The sequence below is a fragment of the Pseudomonas sp. DVZ6 genome (assembly GCF_024259445.1).
In the GTDB taxonomy this organism is placed as follows: Bacteria; Pseudomonadota; Gammaproteobacteria; order Pseudomonadales; family Pseudomonadaceae; genus Aquipseudomonas; species Aquipseudomonas peradeniyensis.
Genome location: NZ_JANCLM010000037.1, coordinates 25,268 through 48,918, shown reverse-complemented (window position 1 = coordinate 48,918; position 23,651 = coordinate 25,268). Strand labels below are relative to the sequence as shown.

Sequence of the window (23,651 nt, the reverse complement as noted above, 5' to 3'; positions counted from 1 at the left end):
CTTTCTCGTTACTGGCGCCGCTGTTGCAGCAGCAGGTTGCTGAAGCCTGCCCCGGCCAGTTGCTTCTGCGCCACGGTCAGCTGTTCACGGTTGCTGAACGGGCCGACCATCACGCGGTACCAGGTCTCTTCCTTGACCGTGCCCGACTCCACCTTGACCGCCTGGCCGAGCAGGATGATCTGCGCGCGGACCTTGTCGGCGTCCGCCTGCTTGCGGAACGAGCCGGCCTGCAGGAAGAACTGGGTGGTGGCTGCCGGCTTGATCACCGGAGGTGCCGGTGGCGGCGTCTGCCCCAGCAGCGCGGCCTGGGCGCGGGCGGTGTCGATCTTCGCCGCTTCCGCTGGCGTGACCGGCGTGCTAGGCACAGGCGGCTGCGCCGGTACCGGCGGGGTTTTCTCCGGCACGGCCTCGGGCGGCACGATCACTTCCGACTCCGGCAGCAGGGTATAGAAGTCGTACTTCGGCTTCACCGGTTGCTGTGGCGTCGGCGTGGTGGTCTTGCTCGCCTCGGCGACTTTCTCCGGCTTGTGCTGCTCGGGCTTGGTGCGTTTGATGTCGTCACCGCCCGGCTCGAGCTTCATCAGGAAAACGATGAAGGCGCCGACCGTCAGGCCAACCGCCAGCCACACCCAGCCCGGGATCGGCTGCTTGCTGGCAGGCGGCTGGGAACGGCTGGCGCCGCGCTTGGGTGCGGGTTTCTTCTTTGCAGCCAACTTACATGCGCTCCAGGGTTTCCAGGCCGAGCAGTTCCAGGCCCTGCTTGAGGGTGCGGCCGGTCAGGGCGGCCAGGCGCAGGCGGCTCTGCTGCTGTTCGGTGGTTTCGGCAGAGAGGATCGGGCAGTTCTCGTAGAAGCTGGAGAACAGGCCGGCGAGGTCGTACAGGTAGCTGCACAGCACGTGCGGCGTGCCTTTTTCGGCGACGTTGTTGAGGATCTCGCCAAACTGCGCCAGGCGCGCGGCCAGGTCCTGCTCGTGCGCTGCCTGCAGGACGATGCTGCCGTCGACTTCGGCGAAGCCCTTGCCGAGCTTGCGGAACACGCCGGCCACGCGGGTGTAGGCGTACAGCAGATACGGCGCGGTGTTGCCTTCGAAATTGAGCATCAGTTCGAAGTTGAAGCTGTAGTCGCTGGTACGGTGCTTGGACAGGTCGGCGTACTTGACCGCGCCGATGCCGACCACCTCGCCGATGTGGCGCAGTTCGTCCTCGGCCAGCGACGGGTTTTTCTCCTTGACCAGCGCGTAGGCGCGGTCCTTGGCTTCGGTGAGCAGGTCGATCAGCTTGACGGTACCGCCATCACGGGTCTTGAACGGGCGGCCATCGGCGCCGTTCATGGTGCCGAAGCCCATGTGCTCCATCTTCATCGGATGGCCGACGAAGCCGGCGCGACGGGCCACTTCGAACACCTGGTTGAAGTGCAGGGCCTGACGCTGGTCGACGAAGTACAGGGCGCGGTCGGCGTTCAGCGTGTTGCTGCGATAGCGCACGGCGGCCAGGTCGGTGGTGGCGTACAGGTAGCCGCCGTCGGCCTTCTGCACGATCACCGGCAGCGGCTCGCCCTCGGCGTTCTTGAATTCCTCGAGGAACACGCACTGGGCACCCTGGTCCTCGACCAGCAGGCCCTTGGCCTTGAGGTCGGCGACCACGTTGGCCAGGTCGGCGTTGTAGGCGCTCTCGCCCATCACGTCGGCCATGGTCAGCTTGACGTTGAGCAGTTCGTAGGTCTTCTGGCAGTGCGACAGCGAGATGTCCTTGAAGCGCGTCCACAGCGCCAGGCAGTCCGGGTCGCCGGCCTGCAGCTTGACCACCAGGCCGCGAGCGCGGGTGGCGAATTCTTCAGACTCGTCGAAGCGCTTTTTCGCTGCGCGGTAGAAGTTTTCCAGGTCAGACAGCTCATCGCTGGTGATCGGGTTTTCCTGCAGGTAGGCCATCAACATGCCGAACTGGGTACCCCAGTCGCCAACGTGGTTCTGGCGGATGACGTTATCACCCAGGAATTCCAGCACGCGGGCCACGCTGTCGCCGATGATGGTCGAGCGCAGGTGGCCGACGTGCATCTCCTTGGCCAGGTTCGGCGCCGACATGTCGATCACCACCTTCTCGGCCGGGCCGGCCTTGCGCACGCCCAGGTGCTCGTCGGCCAGGGCGGCGTCGAGGCGGTTGGCCAGGGCCTCGGTGTTCTGGAAGAAGTTCAGGAAGCCGGGGCCGGCGATCTCGACCTTGCTGATGTCGTCGCTTTTCGGCAGGGCGTTGATCAGCTTCTCGGCCAGATCGCGCGGCTTCATGCCGGCCGGCTTGGCCAGCATCATGGCGATGTTGCTGGCGAAGTCGCCGTGGGTCTTGTCCCGGGCGTTTTCCACCTGGATCGCCGGCGTCAGCCCTTCAGGCAGCACACCGTCGGTGGCGAGTTGGGTGAGGGCTTGCTGGATCAGCTGGCGAATGGTGTCTTTCATGGGATTCTCTTTTCGACCGCAAGCGCGGTGGAGCGCTTCGATGCGCAGGTGGAAAAACTGGGCATTATCCGTTGCCGGGGGCGGGTTGCCAACCTTTTGGCCGGTATCGCTGGTCAGGCGTGGGAGCGGGCTTGCCCCGCGATGGGTGCAATCGCGGGGCAAGCCCGCTCCCACGGACCGTTCAATCTCTCAGTACAGGTCCACCGGATCGACATCCAGCGACCAGCGCACCTGCCGCCCCGATGGCATCTGCTCCAACACTAGCAACCAGGCACTGATCAGTCGATGCAACTGAGCCCGGGCATTGGCCTGGAGCAATAGTTGCGCGCGGAAGCGGCCCGCCCGTCGTTCCATGGGCGCCGGGACCGGCCCCAGCAGCTCGATGCCGTGCAGGCCCTGTTCGGCCATGACCCGCTCGGCGGCGGCGCAGGCTTCGTCGAGGAAGCTCTCGGCCTGGCCCGGCTTGTGCGCATCCGCACGCAGCAGGGCCAGGTGGGCGAACGGCGGCAGGCCGGCGGCGCGACGTTCGCTCAGGGCCTGCTCGGCGAAGGCGAAGTAGCCCTGCTCGGTCAGTTGCACCAGCAGCGGATGGTCGGCCAGGTGGGTCTGCACGATGACCTTGCCCGGTTCCTCGGCGCGTCCGGCGCGACCGGCGACCTGGACGATCAGCTGGGCCATGCGCTCGCTGGCGCGGAAGTCGCCGGAGAACAGTCCTCCGTCGGCATCGAGAATCGCCACCAGGGTGACGCGGGGGAAGTGGTGCCCCTTGGCTAGCATCTGGGTGCCCACCAGGATGCTCGGCTGGCCGCGCTGGATGGTGGCGAACAGGTTGTGCATGGCGTCCTTGCGCGAGGTGCTGTCGCGGTCCACGCGCAGGATCGGGTAGTCGGGGAACAGCACCTTGAGCCGCTCTTCGGCGCGCTCGGTACCGGTCCCCACCGGGCGCAAGTCGACGTGGGCGCACTGTGGGCACTGCAACGGCAGGCGTTCGTCGTAGCCGCAATGGTGGCAGCGCAGCACGGCGGAGCGCTGGTGCACGGTCATGCGCGCATCGCAGCGCGGGCATTCGGAGAGCCAGCCGCAGTCGTGGCACAGAAGTGTCGGGGCGAAGCCGCGGCGGTTGAGGAACACCAGCACCTGCTGCCCAGCCTCCAGGGTCTGGCGGATAGCCTGTTGCAGCGGGCCGCTGATGCCGCTGTCCAGCGGCAGGCTGCGCACATCCAGGCGCAGGAAGCGTGGTGCCTTGGCACCGCCGGCGCGCTGGTTCATGCGCAGCAGGCCGTAGCGGCCACTATGGGCGTTGTGCAGGCTTTCCAGTGAAGGTGTGGCCGAGCCCAGCAGGATCGGGATGTTCTCCTGATGGGCGCGGACCACGGCCAGGTCGCGGGCGTGGTAGCGCAGGCCTTCCTGCTGTTTATAGGAGCCGTCGTGCTCCTCGTCGATGATGATCAGGCCCGGGTTCTTCATTGGCGTGAACAGCGCCGAGCGGGTGCCGATGATGATGTCGGCGTCGCCGTCGCGGGCCGCCAGCCAGGCGTCCAGGCGCTCGCGGTCGCCCACCGCCGAGTGCAGCAGGGCGATGCGGGCGTTGAAGCGCTGCTCGAAGCGTTGCAGGGTCTGCGGGCCGAGATTGATCTCGGGGATCAGGATCAGCGCCTGCTTGCCGGCTTCGAGGGTTTCGCGGATCAGCTGCAGGTAGACCTCGGTCTTGCCGCTGCCGGTAACGCCGGCCAGCAGGTAGGCGTGGAAGGCGCCGAAGCCTGCGCGCACCGCCTCGAACGCCGCGCGCTGCTCCTCGTTGAGCGGCAGCTCCGGCTGGGCCAGCCAGTGCTCGTGGCGTGCGGCGGGCAGGTGACGGCGGATCTCGACGGTCACCAGTTCCTTGGCCAGCAGCAGGTCGAGGCTGTCCTTGTTCAGGCCGAGCTTGCTCAACAGGCTGTGGGCCACGCCGTGAGGGTGCTGCGACAGGGTCTTGAGGGCATCGCGCTGGCGCGGGGCGCGGGCGATGCGCGGGTCCTCCAGGCGTGCGCCGGGGGCGACGTGCCAGAAGCGCTCCTGGCGCGCCTCGGCCAGCTCGCCCTGGCGCAGCAGGGTCGGCAGGGCCCAGCTCAAGGTGTCGCCCAGGCTGTGCTGGTAGTACTGGGCTGTCCACAGGCACAGCTTGAACAGCGCAGGCGGCACGGGCGAAACCGGGTCGAGCAGGGCGCTGGCCGGCTTGAGCTTGTCGGCGGGGACTTCGCTGTGCGTGGCGACCTCCACCAGCACGCCGATCATCTCGCGGCGACCGAACGGCACGCGGATGCGCATGCCTGGAGTCAACGCCTGGCGGGCCATGCTCGCGGGCGCCCGGTAGTCGAACAGGCGACGCAGGGGCGAGGGCAGGGCAATGCGCAGGATGACGTCGGACACGCGGAAAGTCTCTGGAGGGCGTTTCACAAAGCAGACGAGCCTAGCAGACGACGGTCGGTGCAAGCGACAACTTGCGCTGCGGCCGCGCTCTGGTATTATTCGCCGCCTAATTACGTGCGGTATTCAACAATAGGTGTTGGGTGGCGGCACGCAGCTCGAGGAAGTGACCATGAAAGCAGATATTCATCCGAACTACGAAGTAGTTGCAGTCACCTGCAGCTGCGGCAACAAGTTTGAAACCCGTTCGACCCTGGGCAGCGTCCTGGCGATCGACGTTTGCAACCTGTGCCACCCGTTCTACACCGGTAAGCAGAAAGTCCTGGACACCGGTGGTCGCGTACAGAAGTTCGCCGATCGCTTCGGCATGTTCGGTGCCAAGAAGTAATCATGCGCATGGCGAATCTTTCGAGGTTCGCGTTGCTGCAAAAGAAGGCGCCCCTTGTGGGCGCCTTTTTTGTGGGCGCGATCTGGCATTTTCCGGCCCTGGCGTTCTGTCCGTTGTCCGAGCAGCCGCAGCAGGTGACGGTGCGCCAGGTGGTCGATGGCGATACCCTGCGCCTGAGTGACGGGCGCAATGTGCGGTTGATCGGCATCAATGCGCCCGAGATCGGTCGCAAGGGCCGCACCAGCGAGCCCTACGCCGAGGCAGCGAAGCGGCGTCTGCAGGCGCTGGTCGAGGCCAGCGATGGCCGCGTCGGCCTGGTCCCGGGCGAAGAGCCCAGGGACAAGTACGGTCGTACCCTGGCGCACATCTATAGCCGTACTGGCGACAATCTCGAAGCACAACTGCTCAGCGAAGGCCTTGGCTACCGGGTTGCCATTGTCCCCAACGTGGCCTTGTCGGGCTGTCAGCAACAGGCCGAGCAGCAGGCGCGCAACGCCGGAACCGGGTTGTGGCGACAGTCGCCGGTTGTACGTGCGGGGGATGTCAGGCAGTCCGGTTTTGCCGTGATCGGCGGCCAGATCAAGGGTATCGAGCGCAACCGCGGCGGTATCTGGCTGGAGCTCGACGATGCGGTAGTGCTGCAGATCCCCGCTCGTCTGCAGCAGCGCTTTCCCGCCAGCTTCTTCGCTAACCTCAAGGGACGCCAGGTCGAGGCGCGTGGCTGGGTGCTGGATCGATCCCGCAAGGGCGGGCTCAAGCCCGGGCAGCGACGCTGGCTGTTGCCATTGACCGATCCGAGCATGCTGGCGACTGTTCCAGGCTAAATAGTTGTAGACATTCTTATGCTGGATTGTACACACTGGCTTCCGTAAGCCCCGTGGGTTATAGCGTAAAGTCGTAGGCCAAAGGCCTTGACACATAGTGACCGGGCAGTCTTGTCGCCCCCCGGCTCTTTGCGTATCCTCGGCGGTCCGTCAGAACAGTAAACAGCGGAATGCCCATCATGTCAGACCTGAAAACCGCCGCTCTCGAATACCACGCCCAGCCCCGTCCGGGGAAACTGAGCGTCGAGCTCTCCAAGCCCACCGCCACCGCCCGTGACCTCGCCCTGGCCTACAGCCCAGGCGTCGCCGAACCCGTGCGCGAGATCGGCCGTGATCCGGAGCTGGCCTACAAGTACACCGGCAAGGGCAACCTGGTTGCGGTGATCTCCGATGGCACCGCCATCCTCGGTCTGGGCGACCTCGGCCCGCTGGCCTCCAAGCCGGTGATGGAAGGCAAAGGTGTTCTGTTCAAACGTTTCGCCGGTATCGACGTGTTCGATATCGAAGTCGAGTCGGAGAGCCCACAGGCCTTCATCGACACCGTTCGCCGCATCTCCATCACCTTCGGCGGCATCAACCTGGAAGACATCAAGGCACCTGAGTGCTTCGAGATCGAGCGCACCCTGATCGAGCAGTGCGACATTCCCGTGTTCCACGATGACCAGCACGGTACCGCCATCGTTACCGCCGCGGGCATGATCAACGCCCTGGAAATCGCCGGCAAGAAGCTCGAGGAGGCGAAGATCGTCTGCCTGGGCGCCGGCGCCGCCGCCATCTCCTGCATGAAGCTGCTGGTGAGCATGGGTGCCAAGGTCGAGAACATCTTCATGATCGACCGCAGCGGCGTGATCCACGCTGGCCGCGACGACCTGAACCAGTACAAGGCCCAGTTCGCCCACGCCACCGACAAGCGCACCCTGGCCGATGCCCTGGATGGCGCTGATGTGTTCGTCGGTCTGTCCGGTCCGAACCTGCTGAGCGCCGAAGGCCTGAAGTCGATGGCCGCCAACCCGATCGTGTTCGCCTGCTCGAACCCGGACCCGGAAATTGCCCCGGAACTGGCTCACGCCACCCGCAGCGACGTGATCATGGCCACCGGTCGTTCCGACTACCCGAACCAGGTCAACAACGTACTGGGCTTCCCGTTCATCTTCCGCGGTGCCCTGGACGTTCGCGCCAAGCGCATCAACGAAGAAATGAAAATTGCCGCCGCCGTCGCCCTGAAGGACCTGGCCAAACTGCCGGTACCGAAGGAAGTCTGCGACGCCTACGGCGTGCAGGCCCTGGAGTTCGGTCGTGAGTACATCATTCCGAAGCCGCTGGATGCTCGCCTGATCACCGTGGTTTCCGATGCCGTGGCCAAGGCCGCCATCGAATCCGGCGTGGCTACCCTGCCGTATCCGAAGCACTACCCGCTGAAAAGCGTGGATGACGTGTTCAACGGCTGATCCGGTCGTAGCGTCATGAAAAAGCCCCGGCTCGTGAGAGTCGGGGCTTTTTGTTTGCTTTTGGATTCACCGAAGCCATTGTGGGAGCGGGTTTACCCGCGAAAGCATCGTTGGCTTCGCTGAAGCCTTCGCGGGTAAACCCGCTCCCACAGGATCGAAGTTGCCTTTGAGGTTTGTCGTTTACCTGGTCAGAACAGGTCCATCGGCGCCGCTTCGTCCGCCGGCAGCGGGCTGCCAGGTGCCGCGCCATTGCCCAGCTCGTCCACGGACGGTGGCGAGTCCTCGGCCTTGAACAGTTCGAAGTAGGCATTCGGCGTGCCCGGCGTGGCGGCGCGGCCGCTGACCGGGTCGACGCGCAGGCTGAGAATGCCTTCAGGTTCGGCCGGGGCGTGCTCAGGCTTGTCCTTCAGCGCCGCACCCATGAAGCTCATCCAGATCGGCAGCGCCACGGTGCCGCCGTACTCGCGTCGGCCCAGGGTTTCCGGCTGGTCGAAGCCGACCCAGACGGTGGTGACGTAGTCGGCGTTGTAGCCGGAGAACCAGGCGTCCTTGGACTCGTTGGTGGTACCGGTCTTGCCCGCCAGGTCCGCACGGCCGAGGGCCAGGGCGCGACGGCCGGTGCCGCGCTTGATCACATCCTGCAGCATGCTGGTGAGAATGTACGAGGTGCGGCCGTCGATGATCTGCTCGGCCACGGCGGGTACCTGTGGTGCCGGGGCGACCTGGCCAAGGGTCGACGGTGCTTCGCCCGGCATCGGCGCGACGCTGATCGCCTGCTCGGGGGCGGCGAGGCCGGCCTGGTCCTGGCTGCCCTGGGGCACCCGTGCCGGGTTGGCGGTGAACAGGGTTTCGCCGTTGCGGCTTTCGACGCGCTCGATCAGGTAGGGGCTGATCTTGTAGCCGCCGTTGGCGAAGGTGCTCCAGCCGGTGGCGATCTCCATCGGCGTCAGGGTCGCGGTGCCCAGTGCCAGCGACAGGTTGCGCGGCAGGTCCTGCTTGTTGAAGCCGAACTTGGCGATGTAGTCGATGGTGCGGTCCACGCCCATGGCCTGCAGCAGGCGGATCGAGACCAGGTTGCGCGACTTGTACAGCGCCTCGCGCATGCGGATCGGGCCAAGGAAGGTATTGGTGTCGTTCTTTGGGCGCCAGACCTTGTCCAGGTACTCGTCGACGAACACGATCGGCGCGTCGTTGACCAGGCTGGCGGCGGTGTAGCCGTTGTCCAGCGCGGCGCTGTAGACGAAGGGCTTGAAGCTCGAACCCGGCTGGCGCTTGGCCTGCATGGCGCGGTTGTAGTTGCTCTGTTCGAAGGAGAAACCACCGACCAGGGCGCGGATGGCGCCGTTGTACGGGTCGAGGGTGACCAGGGCACTCTGGGCGCCGGGCACCTGGCTGAACTTGAGCTTGCCATCCTCCAGGCGCTGCAGGCGTACCAGGTCGCCGACCTGAGCCACGTCGGCCGGCGACTGCGGCGAGCGCCCCTGCGAGTTGCTGTTGAGGTACGGGCGCGCCCATTTCATGGTGTCCCAGGCCACATTCTCTTCCAGGCCGCCGCGACTCATCACCTTCAGGCCGGTCTTCTCGACCTGGGTGACGATGGCCGGCTCCAGGCCGCCGAGGGTGCGCTGCTTGCCCAGCTCCTGCAACCAGGCCGCGCGCGTCTTGCCCGGGAAGCGTGCCTCGGGGCCGCGGTAACCGTGGCGCTCGTCGTACTCGCTGAGGCCGTTGAGCACCGCGCTGTTGGCCATCTGCTGCATGTCGCTCGGGACCGTGGTGGTGACGCGGAAGCCTTCGGTATAGGCGTCGCTGCCGTAGCGGCCGACCATCTCGGCGCGGGCCATCTCGGCGACGTAGGGGGCGTTCACCTCCGGAGTCGGCACGTGGTAGCTGGCGTTCAGCGGTTCGGCCAGGGCCGCCTGGTAGCTGGCTTCGTCGATCTTGCCGAGCTTGTACATGCGCCCGAGGATCCAGTCGCGGCGCTCCTTGGCGCGTACCGGGTTGGCCAGCGGGTTGAAGCGCGATGGCGCCTTGGGCAGGCCGGCGATCATCGCCATTTGCGCCAGGCTCACGTCGCGGATCGACTTGCCGTAGTACACCTGCGCTGCGGCATCGATGCCATAGGCGCGGTTGCCGAGGTAGATCTTGTTGACGTAGAGCTCGAGGATCTCGTCCTTGGTCAGCTCGCGTTCGATCTGCAGGGCCAGAAGGATCTCGTTGGTCTTGCGCGAGAAGCTGCGCTCGCTGCTGAGGAAGAAGTTCTTCGCCACCTGCATGGTGATGGTGCTGCCGCCGGTCTGGATATGCCCGGACTTGAGCAACTGCGATGCCGCGCGCATCAGGCTGCTCGGATCGACCCCGTAATGGTTGAGGAAATTGTCGTCTTCGGCGGACAGAAGCGCCTGGATGAACTGTGGGGGAATTTCCTGGAACTTGATCGGCGAGCGCCGCATTTCGCCGAACTCGGCAATCAGCTTGCCGTCGCTGCTGTACACCCTCAGGGGGATTTGCAACTGGACGCTTCTGAGCGAGTCGACCGAGGGCAGGCTGGGGCTAAGATACAGAAACGCACCGCTCACACCGAGCACGAGCGCGCAGATGACGGCGACGAGAGACCACCAGAAGAACTTCAGCAGACGTATCAAGGCTTTTGGGTGTCCAGGTTGAGGAGTGGATTGCGCGCGGGGCCGGCGGACAGAAAAACGCTGGCCATTATAAGCATTTTTCGTCCCGCCGGGTGACCGCCCGGGACGCGGGACGAGCGCTCGCGCCGCAACGGCGCGGGCTGCCGATGACCAGGAAGAAACAGCCATGCTTGGACGCTTTGGTAGGGACACCGGTTCGCTGCTGGGGGTGGAAATTGCCTCCGACTCCATACGAATGCTGCATCTGCACCGCCAGCGCGGCGGTTGGCGTGTGCAGGGCTGGGCGCAGGAGCGCTTCGAGCCTGCGCTGCCTGACAGCGCCGCATCCAACGAGGCAGAGGGGTTGGTCATGGGATTGCGGCGGGCCCATGATCAATGTCGGACGAGGCAGTTCCGGATCGCCCTGGCATTGCCCGCCTCCCAGGTGATCTGCAAGGTGTGCCGGGTAGCTGCCGGGCTGACCGACCTTGATGTCGAGGCCGCCGTGCTGGTTCAGGCCGAACAGCTGTTCCCTTTTCCGCTGGAGGATCTCGCCCTGGACTTCTGGGTGCAGGGTGCATGCGCTGACGATCCCGGACAGTTCGAGGTACTGGTGGTGGCTTGCCGGCAAAGCCAGCTCGATCCGCTGGAGCGGGTGTTCGCCAGGGCCGGATTGCAGCTTGAGGCCGTGGAGGTAGACAGCTTCGCGCTACGGCGAGCATTGCTGCCTGAGGTGCCGGCTCGTGGAGCGGTACTGCTGCAATTGGAGCCGGGCGAAGTGGTCATGCACCGCTGGCACGGCAGCCCCGCGCCGCAACGACAGCGGCTCGCCCTGGGCTCGCCGGCGCAATGGAGTGAGGCTGTCGATGATCTCTGGCGGTTGGGTGAACGGGCGCCCGTAGAGGAAGTTGTCCTGTTCGGCTGCGCTGCTGATGAGGACCGGGCGGCGTATTTGCGAGAGCACTTGGGTGTGAAATGCCAGGTGGGTTGCCCACTCCCTCTGGCCGGCCTGCTGGAGAGGGATGGCCTGCGCGCAGCTTCGATGGTCCTGGCCTGCGGGCTGGCCATGGGAGGCCGGGCATGATGGCGAGACTGAACCTGATGCCTTGGCGCGAGCAGCGTAGGGCCAGGGTTGTGCGACGATTTCAGATCATGCTGGTTGTCGCCCTGGTAGTGGCACTGTGCGGGGTCATATGGCTCGATCAGATGGCGCGGTCGCGTCTGGCCAGGCAATCACTGGTCGTCGCCTCGCATCAGGCGGAGCTTGAGCGGCTCGATGCCACCTTGAGGCAGGTCGATCAGCTGCGCGGCAGGCGGGCGGCGTTGCAGGCCGAGCATGCCGCAGTGTCCGCACTGGACGCCGGGCGATCGCAGATGCCCGGCCTGTTCCTCGCCCTTGAGCAGGCCCTGCCAGAAGGCGCTCGCTTGACGGAGGTGGATGTTGAGGCGGGGCGCCTGCGCCTGGGCGGCCTGGCGGCCTCCGCGTCGGTGGTCGCCCGGTTCATGCGCGATCTGGAGCAAGTGGGCATGGTGCGGAACCTCGAGCTCGTTCACATCAGGCGCCATGTCCAGGGGGACGAGTTCCTGCTGGCGGCGCGATTGCTGGCGGGCGAGTCGTGAACCGCCTCTGGCCCCTTGACTGGCAGGCGTTGGCTGGCCGGTCGGGAGTGGTGAGGGCCATGGTGTGCCTGGCGCTCGTGCTCATGGTTGCTTGCGTGGGCTACCTGGTTCGTCTGCGTGATCCGGTTCAGGGGCATGTCGAGTCTGTCCGACTGCAGCTCCAGCTACAGGACGAACTGGAGGAGCGCGGGGCGCGCCTCGTCGAACTGGGTGTCGAGCAGCAGGCGCTCGAGCACGCACGGGTGCTTTTGCAGGCGGCACGATGGCGGCTGGCCGCGGGAGAGGGCATGAGCGAGCTGCTCGATCAGCTGGCGTTATCGGGGCATGAGCATGGCCTGGTATTCGAGCGAGTCGAAGTGCAGGAGGCACAGCAGGCTTCAGTGTATCGGGTGCAACCGCTGGAAATCGCGGTGTCGGGACAGTATCCGGCGCTGCGTCTGTGGCTGGAGCAATGGCTGCGGCAATTGCGTCTGCTGAATGTGGAGCGGCTCAGGCTGGTCCTGAAGGATGAGGGGATTGGGCGAGTTGATGCTCAGCTACGACTACATGCCTACCACCCCGGAGAAGAGCTGCCGGTCCCGGCGTCATTGGCGGATGAGCCGGCCCAGGCAATCTTGTCGAAGAAGACGGCATTCGATCCGTTCCGGGCCTGGTCGCCTCCCAGAGAGGGCGGTGACCTGGCGCATGTTCCTTTGGCACGACTTGAGATGGTCGGCAGCCTATCGCGGGCAGGGTGGCGACAGGCCTTGCTGCGCTCGGGAGGTCGCCTGTATCGGATTGCGCAGGGCGAGCGGTTGGGGCTCGAAGGGGGTGTCGTGGTAGCCATCGAATTCGACCGGGTGGAGGTCCACGAGCGGTTCTACATCGATGGGCGCTGGCAGGCGCGCCCCAGGTATCTGGTTCTTGGAACGCGTGAGCAAGGAGAGGTCAGGGATGAGACCGACGAGAGGGTGGAGCGGCGCGCTATTGATGCTGGGGCTGCAGATGGCGCAGGCCGAGACGTTTCAGGGTGAGCCGATGTCGCTCAACTTCCAGGATGTCGAACTGCGTTCGGTGCTCCAGGTCATGGCCGACCACGCGGGCATCAACCTGGTGGCCGGCGATTCGGTGCAGGGGCGGATAACCCTGCGTCTGGAGGATGTGCCCTGGGGCCAGGCGCTTGACCTGGTGTTGCGCAGCAAGGGGCTGGGCAGGCGCCAGGAGGGGAATGTGCTGCTGGTCGCTCCCCTGGCCGAGCTCGCCGGGCAAGCCCAGGACATGCGTCAGGAGGTATTGCTGGAGCCTCTGCAGCGTGAGTTGATCCCTGTGTTCCATGCCAAGGCCGGCGAGTTGGCGGAGCTGTTGCTGGCGAGCCTGGCTGACGACGGTGCCCTGGCCGGGCGTGGCAGCCTCAGTGTGGATGTACGCACCAATACACTGGTAGCCACCCAGCCTGCCGCCCGGCTCGCCGAACTGCGCAGGCTGGTCACACAGCTGGATGTGCCGGTGCGCCAGGTCATGATCGAGGCACGGATCGTCGAGGCCAATGTCGATTACGATAAGGCCTTGGGCGTGCGCTGGGGTGGACCGCTGTATGGCGCGGAGCGCCGGCTGGGCAGCAACCTGTTCGTCGACCTCGGGGTCGAGCGGGCTGGTGCCGGGCTCGGGGTGGGGCTGCTGCGCAGCGATATCCTGCTCGACCTGGAGCTCAGCGCCATGGAAAAAAGCGGCAATGGCGAGATCATCTCCCAGCCCAAGGTGGTCACGGCCGACAAGGAAACCGCGCGTATCCTCAAGGGCACCGAAGTGCCCTACCAGGAAACCACCCGCAGCGGCGCCACGTCGGTCTCCTTCCGCGAGGCGTCCCTGTCGCTGGAGGTGACCCCGCAGATCACGCCGGACGGCAAGGTGATCATGGCGGTGCGGGTGACCAAGGACGAGCCGGACTTCATCAATGCCCTCAACGATGTGCCGCCGATTCGCAAGAACGAGGTCAATGCCAAGGTGCGGGTAACCGATGGGCAGACCATTGTGATTGGTGGCGTGTACTCGACGTCGCAGAACAAAGTGGTCGACAAGGTGCCATTTTTCGGCGATCTGCCGTATGTTGGACGGCTGTTTCGACGCGATGCATTACAAGAGAAAAAATCCGAGCTGCTGGTCTTCCTGACTCCGCGTATCATGAGTGACCAGGCGATTGCTGTGAGTCGTTGATTCTGTGCGAAATTTGATACTTGTGGGGCCCATGGGCGCTGGTAAAAGCACCATCGGGCGCCTGTTGGCCAAAGAGCTGCGCCTGCTGTTCAAGGATTCCGACAAGGAAATCGAACTGCGAACCGGCGCCAACATCCCGTGGATCTTCGACAAGGAAGGCGAACCGGGCTTTCGTGACCGCGAGCAGGCGATGATCGCCGAGCTCAGCGCGCTCGATGGCGTGGTCCTGGCCACCGGCGGCGGCGCGGTGATGCGCGACGCCAACCGTGCGGCGCTGCGTGCCGGCGGGCGGGTGGTCTACCTGCACGCCTCGGTGGAGCAGCAGGTGGGGCGTACCTCACGTGATCGCAACCGGCCGCTGTTGCGCACCGCCAACCCGGAAGCCACGTTGCGCGCCCTGCTGGAGACACGCGACCCGCTTTATCGCGAAATCGCTGACCTGGTGGTGGAAACCGACGAACGGCCACCACGCATGGTGGTGCTCGACATTCTCGAGCGCCTGCAGAAGTTGCCGCCCCGCTGAGCGGGGTCTATCCTCGGCGACCAACGCCGAGATGGGGTTGAACGTCACCGCGCGGGGCCGCACCGCCGCGCGTCCAAGCACATTGTGGGGATACATGCAGACACTAAAGGTCGACCTGGGCGAACGTAGCTACCCGATCTACATTGGCGAAGGCCTGCTGGACCAGCCCGAGCTGCTGGCGCCGCACATTGCCGGACGGCAGGTCGCCATCGTCTCCAACGAGACCGTCGCGCCGCTGTACCTCGAACGCCTGAGCAAGACCCTGGGTGCCTACTCGGTGCTGCCCGTGGTGTTGCCCGACGGCGAGGCCCACAAGAACTGGGAAACCCTGCAGCTGATCTTCGATGCGCTGCTCACCGCCCGCCATGACCGTCGCACCACCGTGGTCGCCCTGGGGGGCGGCGTGATCGGCGACATGGCCGGCTTTGCCGCGGCCTGCTACCAGCGCGGCGTCGACTTCATCCAGGTGCCGACCACGCTGCTGTCCCAGGTGGACTCGTCGGTGGGCGGCAAGACCGGCATCAACCACCCGCTGGGCAAGAACATGGTCGGTGCCTTCTATCAGCCCAACGCGGTGCTGATCGACACCACCAGCCTGAAGACCCTGCCCGGACGCGAGCTGTCCGCGGGCCTGGCCGAAGTCATCAAGTACGGCCTGATCTGCGACAAGCCGTTCCTCGCCTGGCTCGAAGACAATATGCAGGCGCTGCGTGACCTGGATTGCGTCGCCCTGACCGAGGCCATCCGTCGCTCCTGCGCGGCCAAGGCCGCCGTGGTCGGCGCCGACGAGCGCGAATCGGGCGTGCGTGCCACGCTCAACCTTGGCCATACCTTCGGCCATGCCATCGAAACACACATGGGCTATGGCGTCTGGCTGCACGGCGAAGCCGTGGCGGCGGGTACGGTCATGGCCCTGGAAATGTCCATGCGCCTGGGCTGGATCGACCAGCCGGCGCGTGATCGCGGAATTCGCCTGCTGCAGGACGCAGGATTGCCGGTGGTGCCACCACAGGAAATGACCCCGGCGCATTTCATGGAGCACATGGCGGTCGACAAGAAAGTGCTCGACGGGCGCCTGCGCCTGGTGCTGTTGCGCCAGCTGGGCGAGGCCGTCGTCACCGACGACTATTCGACAGAGATTCTACAGGCCACCCTGGCGGCGGATTACCGCGCGATCGTGGCCCAGCTTTGAGGTTGTGACAACGCAATGACCAGTCTGCATGCCGATGAGGCGTTCCTCGACCATTACCAGTTGAGCCACGATCCGTTCGCACCGCGAGTGCCCGGCTTCAAGTTCTTCCCCGCCCAGCGCAAACCCGTGCTCGGCCAGCTGCACCACCTGGCGCGCTACAGCCAGCTGATGCTGGTGGTCAGCGGCCCGGTGGGCAGCGGCAAGACCCTGCTGCGCCAGGCCCTGGTGGCCAGCACCAACAAGCAGTCGGTGCAGAGCGTGGTGGTGTCCGCCCGTGGCGCCAGTGACGCAGCCAGCGTGCTGGGCCAGGTGGCGCAGTCGCTGAACGTGGCGCAACCGGAGGTGCAGGCGATCCTGTCGCAGGTAGTGCAGCTGGCGCTGACCGGCCAGGAAGTCTATCTGCTGGTGGACGATGCGGAACAACTCGACGAGTCGGCACTCCAAGCGTTGCTGGAGTTGGCGGCAGGCGTGGCCGAAGGGCGCCCGCATGTGTTCCTGTTCGGCGAGCCTTCGCTGATTGCCGGGCTGGAAGAACTCAATACCGATGGCGAGCGCTTCCATGTCATCGAGTTGGCCCCGTACAGCGAGGAAGAGACCCGCGAGTACCTGGAGCAGCGCCTGGAGGGCGCCGGCCGGGGCATCGAGGTGTTCAGCGCCGAGCAGATCGTCGACATCCACGAAAACTCCGACGGTTGGCCTGGGAACATCAACCAGGTTGCCCGCGATACCTTGATCGAAGCCATGATCGCCAGCCGTACCACGGTCAAGCGACCATCCATGGGGTTCAAAATGCCTAAGAAACACGTGCTCGCGTTGTCCGCTGTGGTCGTGGTCGCCGTTGGCGCGGCGGTCCTGATGCCCAAGAAGGGTGACAAGGCCCCGACCGAGGCACCGGCCGCCCAGGCCCAGCTGCCGCTCGGACAGGGTGCGAACGGCGGCGCGCCCGCCATCGAGTTCTCCGGTTCCTCGCAGCCAATGCCGCTGCCGCTGGTCGGCCAGTCGCAGCCGGTGATGCGTGAGCCGCTGGCCCAGGCCGCCGGCATGGGCGAAGGCGAAGAGGGTGGGCCAGCGGGCGATACCGCCCTGCAGCCTGCCGCGCCGTCGGCCGCCGTGCCGCCGACCGTGACCACCATCGCGCCGCCACAAGGTGCCACCGCCAGCCCGGCACCGGCCCCTGCCCAGCCGGTGACCACCGCTCCGGTACAGCCGGTTGCGCCTGCGTCGAAGCCTGTCGCAACCCAGCCGGCAAAACCGGTTGCACCTGCAAAGCCGACTCCGGCTCCGACCCAGGTCGCCAGCGCCAAGCCCGCCAGCAAGCCTGCCGAGAAACCAACCGCAGGCGGCGCCGGTAACAGCAGCTGGTATGCCGGCCAGAAACCGGGCAATTACGTGGTGCAGATCTTCGGCACCAGCTCCGAGGCGTCGGCCCAGTCGTTCGTCAAGGCGCAGGGTGGCGACTATCGCTACTTCAAGAAAAACCTGCAGGGCAAGCCGCTGTTTGTCGTCACCTACGGCAACTTCGCCAGCCGCGACGCCGCCGCTGCGGCAATCAAGAACTTGCCAGCCAAGGTCCAGGCTGGTAAACCTTGGCCACGTACCGTCGGCAGCGTCCAACAAGAGCTGGCCACGGCCCGCTGATACCTTCCGGGCGGCACCACCCCGCCGCCCAGTTGCTGAGCGACTTCTAGCTTTCGATCAGCCTGCTGCGCCCGAGCGCGGCAGGCTTTTCTGTCCCAGACTGCCGGCCACAAGCCCTGTGTTGCAGTCATGGCTGAAACGCTTCAGACTCCAGCCTAGCCGCTATCACGGCGCATGGCGCAAAAACATTCAAAATTGCGACATAAATTTTCAATGGTGAGACATGAAAATTTGTGGGCATCGCTGTCGCTGTGCAACAATGGTTTTCCATGACCACCGCAAAAAAGCTGGCGTTTGATCGGCGTGGATGGTAAGTGGTTGTTAAAAAAGAGATTTGCCTCCGGTTGAGAGGTGAACCTGGTGAGAAAGTGTCTATGAAAACAGGTCTGTACCATCCCGAAGAATTCAAGGACAACTGTGGTTTCGGCCTGATCGCCCATATGACGGGGCAGCCGAGTCACCACCTTCTGCAAACCGCCATGCAGGCGCTGACCTGCATGACCCACCGCGGCGGCATCAACGCCGACGGCAAGACCGGTGACGGTTGCGGTCTGCTCATGCAGAAGCCCGATCAATTCCTGCGTGCCGTGGCCCAGGAGCACTTCGCCGTCGAGCTGCCCAGGCAGTACGCCGTCGGCATGGTGTTCTTCAACCAGGACCCGGTCAAAGCCCAGGCCGCCCGCGCCAACATGGACCGCGAGATCGTCAACGCCGGCCTCAAGCTGGTCGGCTGGCGCAAGGTGCCGATCGACACCCGCGTCCTCGGCCGCCTGGCCCTGGAGCGCCTGCCGCAGATCGAGCAGGTGTTCATCGGCGGCGAAGGCCTGAGTGACCAGGAATTCGCCATCAAGCTGTTCAGTGCCCGTCGCCGTTCGTCCGTGGCCAACGCCCACGACACCGACCACTACATCTGCAGCTTCTCGCACAAGACCATCATCTACAAAGGCCTGATGATGCCGCGCGATCTCGCGGCGTTCTATCCGGACCTGGGCGATGAGCGCCTGCAGACCGCGATCTGCGTGTTCCACCAGCGCTTCTCTACCAACACCCTGCCGAAGTGGCCGCTGGCCCAGCCCTTCCGCTTCCTCGCCCACAACGGCGAGATCAACACCATCACCGGCAACCGCAACTGGGCCATGGCCCGACGCACCAAGTTCGCCAACGACCTGATCCCCGATCTCGAAGAGCTTGGCCCGCTGGTCAACCGTGTCGGTTCCGACTCCTCGAGCATGGACAACATGCTGGAGCTGATGGTCACCGGCGGCATCGACCTGTTCCGCGGCGTGCGCATGCTGGTACCACCGGCCTGGCAGAACGTCGAGACCATGGACGCCGACCTGCGCGCCTTCTACGAATACAACTCCATGCACATGGAGCCGTGGGACGGCCCGGCCGGCATCGTCATGACCGAAGGCCGCCACGCGGTGTGCCTGCTCGACCGTAACGGCCTGCGCCCGGCGCGCTGGGTGACCACCACCAATGGCTACATCACCATCGCCTCGGAAATCGGCGTGTGGGGCTACCAGCCCGAGGAAGTCCTGGCCAAGGGCCGTGTCGGCCCAGGCCAGATTCTCGCCGTGGACACCGAGACGGGGCAGATCCTCGACACCGACGCCATCGACAACCGCCTGAAGTCGCGCCACCCGTACAAGCGCTGGCTGCGCCAGCACGCCACACGCATCCAGGCGACCCTGAGCGACGACCAGGGCGTGGCCAGCTACGACGCCGACCAACTCAAGCAGTACATGAAGATGTTCCAGGTCACCTTCGAGGAGCGTGACCAGGTGCTGCGCCCGCTCGGCGAACAAGGCCAGGAAGCGGTCGGCTCGATGGGCGACGACACGCCGATGGCCGTGCTGTCGCAGCGCGTGCGCTCGCCGTACGACTTCTTCCGCCAGCAATTCGCCCAGGTGACCAACCCGCCGATCGACCCGCTGCGCGAAGCGATCGTCATGTCCCTGGAAATCTGCCTGGGCGCCGAGCGCAACATCTTCCAGGAGTCCCCCGAGCACGCCTCGCGGGTGATCCTCAGCTCGCCGGTCATCTCGCCCGCCAAGTGGCGTTCGCTGATGAACCTGGAACGCGAAGGTTTCGACCGCCAGCTGATCGACCTCAACTATGAAGAGAGCGTCGGCCTGGAAGCGGCGATTCGCAACATCGCCGACCAGGCCGAGGAAGCCGTGCGCGGCGGCAAGACCCAGCTGGTGCTGAGCGACCGCTACATCGCCCCAGGCAAGCTGCCGGTGCATGCCTCGCTGGCGGTCGGTGCGGTGCACCACCGCCTGACCGAGCAGGGCCTGCGCTGCGACAGCAACATCCTGGTCGAGACCGCCACCGCCCGAGACCCGCACCACTTCGCCGTGCTGCTGGGCTTCGGCGCCTCGGCCGTCTATCCGTACCTTGCCTATGAAGTGCTGGCCGACCTGATCCGCACCGGCGAAGTACTGGGCGACCTGGACGAAGTCTTCAAGTACTACCGCAAGGGTATCTCCAAGGGCCTGCTGAAGATCCTGTCGAAGATGGGTATCTCCACCATCGCCTCGTACCGTGGCGCGCAGTTGTTCGAAGCGATCGGCCTGTCCGAGGACGTGGTCGGCCTGAGCTTCCGCGGCGTGCCGAGCCGTATCAAGGGTGCCCGTTTCGCCGACCTGGAAAGCGACCAGAAACTGCTGGCCGCCGAAGCCTGGAGCGCACGCAAGCCGATCCAGCAGGGCGGCCTGCTGAAGTTCGTCCATGGTGGCGAATACCACGCCTACAACCCCGACGTGGTGAACACCCTGCAGGCCGCCGTGCAGCAGGGCGACTATGCCAAGTTCAAGGAATACACCACGCTGGTCGACCAGCGCCCGGTGTCGATGATCCGCGACCTGCTCAAGGTCAAGGTGGCCGACCAGCCGTTGGCACTGGACCAGATCGAGCCGCTGGAGGCGATCCTCAAACGCTTCGACTCTGCCGGTATCTCGCTCGGTGCCCTGTCGCCGGAGGCACACGAGGCCCTGGCCGAGGCGATGAACCGTCTGGGCGCGCGCTCCAACTCTGGCGAGGGCGGCGAAGACCCGGCCCGCTACGGCACCATCAAGAGCTCGAAGATCAAGCAAGTGGCCACCGGCCGATTCGGTGTGACGCCGGAGTACCTGGTCAACGCCGAAGTGCTGCAGATCAAGGTCGCCCAGGGCGCCAAGCCCGGCGAGGGTGGCCAGCTGCCAGGCGGCAAGGTCAACGGCCTGATCGCCAAGCTGCGCTACGCCGTACCAGGCGTGACCCTGATCTCGCCACCGCCGCACCACGACATCTACTCGATCGAAGACCTGTCCCAGCTGATCTTCGACCTCAAGCAGGTCAACCCGCAGGCGCTGGTCTCGGTCAAGCTGGTCGCCGAAGCTGGCGTCGGCACCATCGCCGCCGGCGTGGCCAAGGCCTATGCCGACCTGATCACCATCTCGGGTTATGACGGTGGTACCGGCGCTTCGCCGCTGACCTCGATCAAATACGCCGGCGCCCCGTGGGAACTGGGCCTGGCCGAAACCCATCAGACCCTGCGTGGCAATGACCTGCGCGGCAAGGTGCGGGTACAGACCGACGGTGGCCTGAAAACCGGCCTGGACGTGATCAAGGCCGCCATCCTCGGCGCCGAGAGCTTCGGCTTCGGCACCGCGCCGATGATCGCCCTGGGCTGCAAGTACCTGCGCATCTGCCACCTGAACAACTGCGCCACGGGCGTCGCCACGCAGAATGACAAGCTGCGCAAGGATCACTACATCGGCACCGTCGACATGGTGATCAACTTCTTCACCTTCGTCGCCGAAGAGACTCGCGAGTGGCTGGCCAAGCTCGGCGTGCGCAGCCTGGGCGAGCTGATCGGTCGCACCGACCTGCTCGACGTGCTGCCGGGCGACACCGAGCGCCAGCATCACCTTGACCTGTCGCCGCTGCTGGGCAGCTCGCACATCCCGGCCGACAAGCCGCAGTTCTGCGAAGTCGACAAGAACCCGCCGTTCGACCAGGGCGAACTGGCCGAGAAGATGGTCGCCATGGCCTTGCCGGCGATCCGCGATCAGGCCGGTGGCGAGTTCAGCCTCGACATCTGCAACTGCGACCGCTCCATCGGTGCGCGCATCTCCGGCGAAATCGCCAGGCTGCACGGCAACCAGGGCATGGCTGCAGCGCCGATCACCTTCCGCTTCAAGGGCACCGCGGGCCAGAGCTTCGGCGTGTGGAACGCCGGTGGCCTGAACCTGCACCTGGAAGGCGATGCCAACGACTACGTCGGCAAGGGCATGACCGGTGGCAAGCTGACCATCGTGCCGCCTGCCGGCAGCCCATTCGAAACCCAGCACAGCGCCATTGTCGGCAACACCTGCCTGTACGGTGCCACCGGCGGCAAGCTGTTCGCCGCCGGCACCGCGGGCGAGCGCTTCGCTGTGCGTAACTCCGGCGCCCACGCTGTTGTAGAGGGCACCGGCGATCACTGCTGTGAATACATGACCGGCGGCTTTGTCTGCGTCCTGGGCAAGACCGGTTACAACTTCGGTTCTGGCATGACGGGCGGCTTCGCCTACGTGCTCGACATGGACAATAGCTTCGTCGACAAGCTCAACCACGAACTGGTGGAAATCCAGCGTATCAGTGGTGAGGCGATGGAGGCCTACCGCAGCCATCTGGCGCGGGTCCTGGGCGAGTACGTGGAGGAAACCGGCAGCGAGTGGGGGCGTGAGCTCTCCGAGAACCTGGACGACTACGTGCGGCGCTTCTGGCTGGTCAAGCCGAAGGCGGCCAATCTCAAACAACTGCTGTCCAGTACCCGTGCCAACCCGCAGTAAGAACAGCTGCAAGTGACGGCCCCGTGCGCGGGGCCCGTCCTGCTCAAGTGATTGTCTTGCAGCTTGCGGCCCAAGGCCGGCAACTGCGGTAAAGAGGTTTGAAAAATGGCTGAACGTCTGAGCAACGACTTCCAGTTCATCGAAGTGGGCCGCAAGGACCCGAAGAAAAAGCTGCTGCGCCAGCGCAAGAAGGAGTTCGTCGAGATCTACGAACCCTTCAAGCCGCAGCAGTCCGTGGAGCAGGCGCACCGCTGCCTGGGCTGCGGCAACCCGTATTGCGAATGGAAGTGCCCGGTGCACAACTTCATCCCCAACTGGTTGAAGCTGGTCTCCGAAGGCAACATCCTGGCCGCGGCTGAACTATCGCACCAGACCAACACCCTGCCGGAAGTGTGCGGCCGCGTGTGCCCGCAGGACCGTCTGTGCGAAGGGGCCTGCACCCTGAACGACGGCTTCGGCGCGGTGACCATCGGCTCGGTGGAGAAGTACATCACCGACACCGCCTTCGCCATGGGCTGGCGCCCGGACATGTCCAAGGTCAAGCCCACCGGCAAGCGCGTCGCCATCATCGGTGCCGGCCCTGCTGGCCTGGGCTGCGCCGACGTGCTGGTGCGCGCGGGCGTGACCCCGGTGGTGTTCGACAAGAACCCCGAGATCGGCGGCCTGCTGACCTTCGGCATCCCCGAGTTCAAGCTGGAAAAGACCGTGTTGAGCAATCGCCGCGAAGTCTTCACCGGCATGGGCATCGAGTTCCGCCTGAACACCGAGGTGGGCAAGGACATCAGCATGGAGCAGCTGCTCGCCGAGTACGATGCGGTGTTCATGGGCATGGGCACCTACACCTACATGAAGGGCGGCTTCCCGGGCGAGGACCTGCCGGGCGTGCATGACGCGCTGGACTTCCTGATCGCCAACGTCAACCGCAACCTCGGTTTCGAGAAGTCGCCGGAAGACTTCGTCGACATGCAGGGCAAGAAGGTCGTGGTCCTGGGCGGTGGCGATACCGCGATGGACTGCAACCGCACCTCGATCCGCCAGGGCGCCAAGGCCGTGACCTGCGCCTATCGCCGCGACGAAGCCAACATGCCGGGTTCGCGTAAAGAGGTGAAGAACGCCAAGGAAGAGGGCGTGAAGTTCCTCTACAACCGCCAGCCCATCGCCATCGTCGGCGAGGACAAGGTCGAGGGCGTGAAGGTGGTCGAGACCCGTCTCGGCGAGCCGGATGCCCGTGGCCGCCGCAGCCCCGAGCCGATCCCGGGCTCCGAGGAGATCCTGCCGGCCGATGCCGTGGTGATCGCCTTTGGTTTCCGTCCGAGCCCGGCGCCGTGGTTCGAGCAGCATGGCATCCAGCTGGACAGCCAGGGCCGCGTGGTGGCGCCGGAGAAGGGCAAGTTCAAGCACCAGACCAGCAACCCGAAAGTGTTTGCCGGTGGTGATATGGTGCGGGGGTCGGATCTGGTGGTAACGGCCATTTTCGAGGGCCGCACGGCCGCTGAGGGGATCCTGGACTACCTCGAAGTCTGATCG

General features: G+C 65.3%; 16 protein-coding genes. 12 read left to right on the top strand and 4 right to left on the bottom strand.

Going from position 1 to position 23,651, the window contains the following annotated elements:
- Positions 1 to 8 precede the first annotated feature (8 nt).
- The 3 genes from NMG10_RS20240 to NMG10_RS20230 form a co-directional block, all read right to left on the bottom strand.
- Positions 9 to 713 (bottom strand): SPOR domain-containing protein, encoded by a 705-nt coding sequence (locus NMG10_RS20240; RefSeq protein WP_096049169.1) that lies wholly within the window; start codon positions 711 to 713, stop codon positions 9 to 11.
- Position 714: 1 nt separating this feature from the next.
- Positions 715 to 2,451, bottom strand: a complete 1,737-nt coding sequence (gene argS / locus NMG10_RS20235) for an arginine--tRNA ligase (RefSeq protein ID WP_254465006.1) — start codon at positions 2,449 to 2,451, stop codon at positions 715 to 717.
- Between the two features lie 189 nt (positions 2,452 to 2,640).
- Complete coding sequence (locus NMG10_RS20230) at positions 2,641 to 4,860, bottom strand: primosomal protein N' (protein WP_254465005.1); 2,220 nt, start codon at positions 4,858 to 4,860, stop codon at positions 2,641 to 2,643.
- A 169-nt stretch (positions 4,861 to 5,029) separates the two neighbouring features.
- Here NMG10_RS20230 and rpmE point away from each other — a divergent pair, with 169 nt between their 5' ends.
- The 3 genes from rpmE to NMG10_RS20215 all read left to right on the top strand — a co-directional run bounded on the left by rpmE (position 5,030) and on the right by NMG10_RS20215 (position 7,517).
- The gene (rpmE, locus tag NMG10_RS20225; protein WP_110735343.1) at positions 5,030 to 5,245 is read left to right on the top strand and encodes a 50S ribosomal protein L31; all 216 of its coding nucleotides are present in this window, start codon (positions 5,030 to 5,032) and stop codon (positions 5,243 to 5,245) included.
- A 2-nt stretch (positions 5,246 to 5,247) separates the two neighbouring features.
- Positions 5,248 to 6,069 carry a thermonuclease family protein gene (locus NMG10_RS20220; RefSeq protein WP_232854906.1) on the top strand — a complete coding sequence of 274 codons (822 nt, stop codon included), beginning with the start codon at positions 5,248 to 5,250 and terminating at the stop codon, positions 6,067 to 6,069.
- A 179-nt stretch (positions 6,070 to 6,248) separates the two neighbouring features.
- Complete coding sequence (locus NMG10_RS20215; RefSeq protein ID WP_234561580.1) at positions 6,249 to 7,517, top strand: malic enzyme-like NAD(P)-binding protein; 1,269 nt, start codon at positions 6,249 to 6,251, stop codon at positions 7,515 to 7,517.
- A gap of 188 nt (positions 7,518 to 7,705) precedes the next feature.
- Here NMG10_RS20215 and NMG10_RS20210 read toward each other — a convergent pair whose 3' ends face one another.
- On the bottom strand, positions 7,706 to 10,159 hold the full coding sequence (locus NMG10_RS20210) for a penicillin-binding protein 1A (RefSeq protein WP_203648500.1): 2,454 nt from the start codon (positions 10,157 to 10,159) through the stop codon (positions 7,706 to 7,708).
- 166 nt (positions 10,160 to 10,325) lie between these two features.
- On the opposite strand from NMG10_RS20210, the gene pilM reads away from it, so the two are divergent.
- The 9 genes from pilM (at position 10,326) to NMG10_RS20165 (ending at position 23,648) form a co-directional block, all read left to right on the top strand.
- Entirely contained in the window at positions 10,326 to 11,222 is an 897-nt protein-coding gene (gene pilM / locus NMG10_RS20205) for a type IV pilus biogenesis protein PilM (protein ID WP_254465004.1), read from the top strand.
- 68 nt (positions 11,223 to 11,290) lie between these two features.
- Positions 11,291 to 11,758 (top strand): PilN domain-containing protein, encoded by a 468-nt coding sequence (locus NMG10_RS20200; protein WP_234561582.1) that lies wholly within the window; start codon positions 11,291 to 11,293, stop codon positions 11,756 to 11,758.
- A 59-nt stretch (positions 11,759 to 11,817) separates the two neighbouring features.
- A complete protein-coding gene (locus tag NMG10_RS20195; RefSeq protein WP_234561583.1) occupies positions 11,818 to 12,771 on the top strand; it encodes a pilus assembly protein PilP in 954 nt (317 codons plus the stop codon).
- Positions 12,728 to 13,951, top strand: coding sequence for a type IV pilus secretin PilQ (locus NMG10_RS20190; RefSeq protein WP_234561606.1), 1,224 nt, complete (start codon positions 12,728 to 12,730; stop codon positions 13,949 to 13,951). Before NMG10_RS20195 ends, NMG10_RS20190 begins: the two co-directional genes overlap by 44 nt.
- 4 nt (positions 13,952 to 13,955) lie before the next feature.
- Positions 13,956 to 14,474: a shikimate kinase AroK gene (aroK, locus tag NMG10_RS20185; RefSeq protein WP_186712005.1), complete on the top strand. Its 519-nt coding sequence runs from the start codon at positions 13,956 to 13,958 to the stop codon at positions 14,472 to 14,474.
- A gap of 94 nt (positions 14,475 to 14,568) precedes the next feature.
- Positions 14,569 to 15,666, top strand: coding sequence for a 3-dehydroquinate synthase (gene aroB, locus NMG10_RS20180; RefSeq protein WP_234561584.1), 1,098 nt, complete (start codon positions 14,569 to 14,571; stop codon positions 15,664 to 15,666).
- A 15-nt stretch (positions 15,667 to 15,681) separates the two neighbouring features.
- On the top strand, positions 15,682 to 17,304 hold the full coding sequence (locus NMG10_RS20175; RefSeq protein WP_234561585.1) for an AAA family ATPase: 1,623 nt from the start codon (positions 15,682 to 15,684) through the stop codon (positions 17,302 to 17,304).
- Positions 17,305 to 17,678: 374 nt separating this feature from the next.
- Complete coding sequence (gene gltB / locus NMG10_RS20170; RefSeq protein ID WP_254465003.1) at positions 17,679 to 22,124, top strand: glutamate synthase large subunit; 4,446 nt, start codon at positions 17,679 to 17,681, stop codon at positions 22,122 to 22,124.
- 105 nt (positions 22,125 to 22,229) lie between these two features.
- Positions 22,230 to 23,648 (top strand): FAD-dependent oxidoreductase, encoded by a 1,419-nt coding sequence (locus NMG10_RS20165; protein WP_050707339.1) that lies wholly within the window; start codon positions 22,230 to 22,232, stop codon positions 23,646 to 23,648.
- Positions 23,649 to 23,651 lie beyond the last annotated feature (3 nt).

Excerpts from the sequence above, each read along its gene's own strand:
- argS (WP_254465006.1), bottom strand. The coding sequence starts at position 2,451 with ATGAAAGACACCATTCGCCAGCTGATCCAGCAAGCCCTCACCCAACTC.
- rpmE (WP_110735343.1), top strand. The coding sequence starts at position 5,030 with ATGAAAGCAGATATTCATCCGAACTACGAAGTAGTTGCAGTCACCTGC.
- NMG10_RS20220 (WP_232854906.1), top strand. The coding sequence starts at position 5,248 with ATGCGCATGGCGAATCTTTCGAGGTTCGCGTTGCTGCAAAAGAAGGCG.
- NMG10_RS20215 (WP_234561580.1), top strand. The coding sequence starts at position 6,249 with ATGTCAGACCTGAAAACCGCCGCTCTCGAATACCACGCCCAGCCCCGT.
- pilM (WP_254465004.1), top strand. The coding sequence starts at position 10,326 with ATGCTTGGACGCTTTGGTAGGGACACCGGTTCGCTGCTGGGGGTGGAA.
- NMG10_RS20200 (WP_234561582.1), top strand. The coding sequence starts at position 11,291 with ATGCTGGTTGTCGCCCTGGTAGTGGCACTGTGCGGGGTCATATGGCTC.
- NMG10_RS20195 (WP_234561583.1), top strand. The coding sequence starts at position 11,818 with ATGGTGTGCCTGGCGCTCGTGCTCATGGTTGCTTGCGTGGGCTACCTG.
- NMG10_RS20190 (WP_234561606.1), top strand. The coding sequence starts at position 12,728 with ATGCTGGGGCTGCAGATGGCGCAGGCCGAGACGTTTCAGGGTGAGCCG.
- aroB (WP_234561584.1), top strand. The coding sequence starts at position 14,569 with ATGCAGACACTAAAGGTCGACCTGGGCGAACGTAGCTACCCGATCTAC.
- NMG10_RS20175 (WP_234561585.1), top strand. The coding sequence starts at position 15,682 with ATGACCAGTCTGCATGCCGATGAGGCGTTCCTCGACCATTACCAGTTG.
- gltB (WP_254465003.1), top strand. The coding sequence starts at position 17,679 with ATGAAAACAGGTCTGTACCATCCCGAAGAATTCAAGGACAACTGTGGT.
- NMG10_RS20165 (WP_050707339.1), top strand. The coding sequence starts at position 22,230 with ATGGCTGAACGTCTGAGCAACGACTTCCAGTTCATCGAAGTGGGCCGC.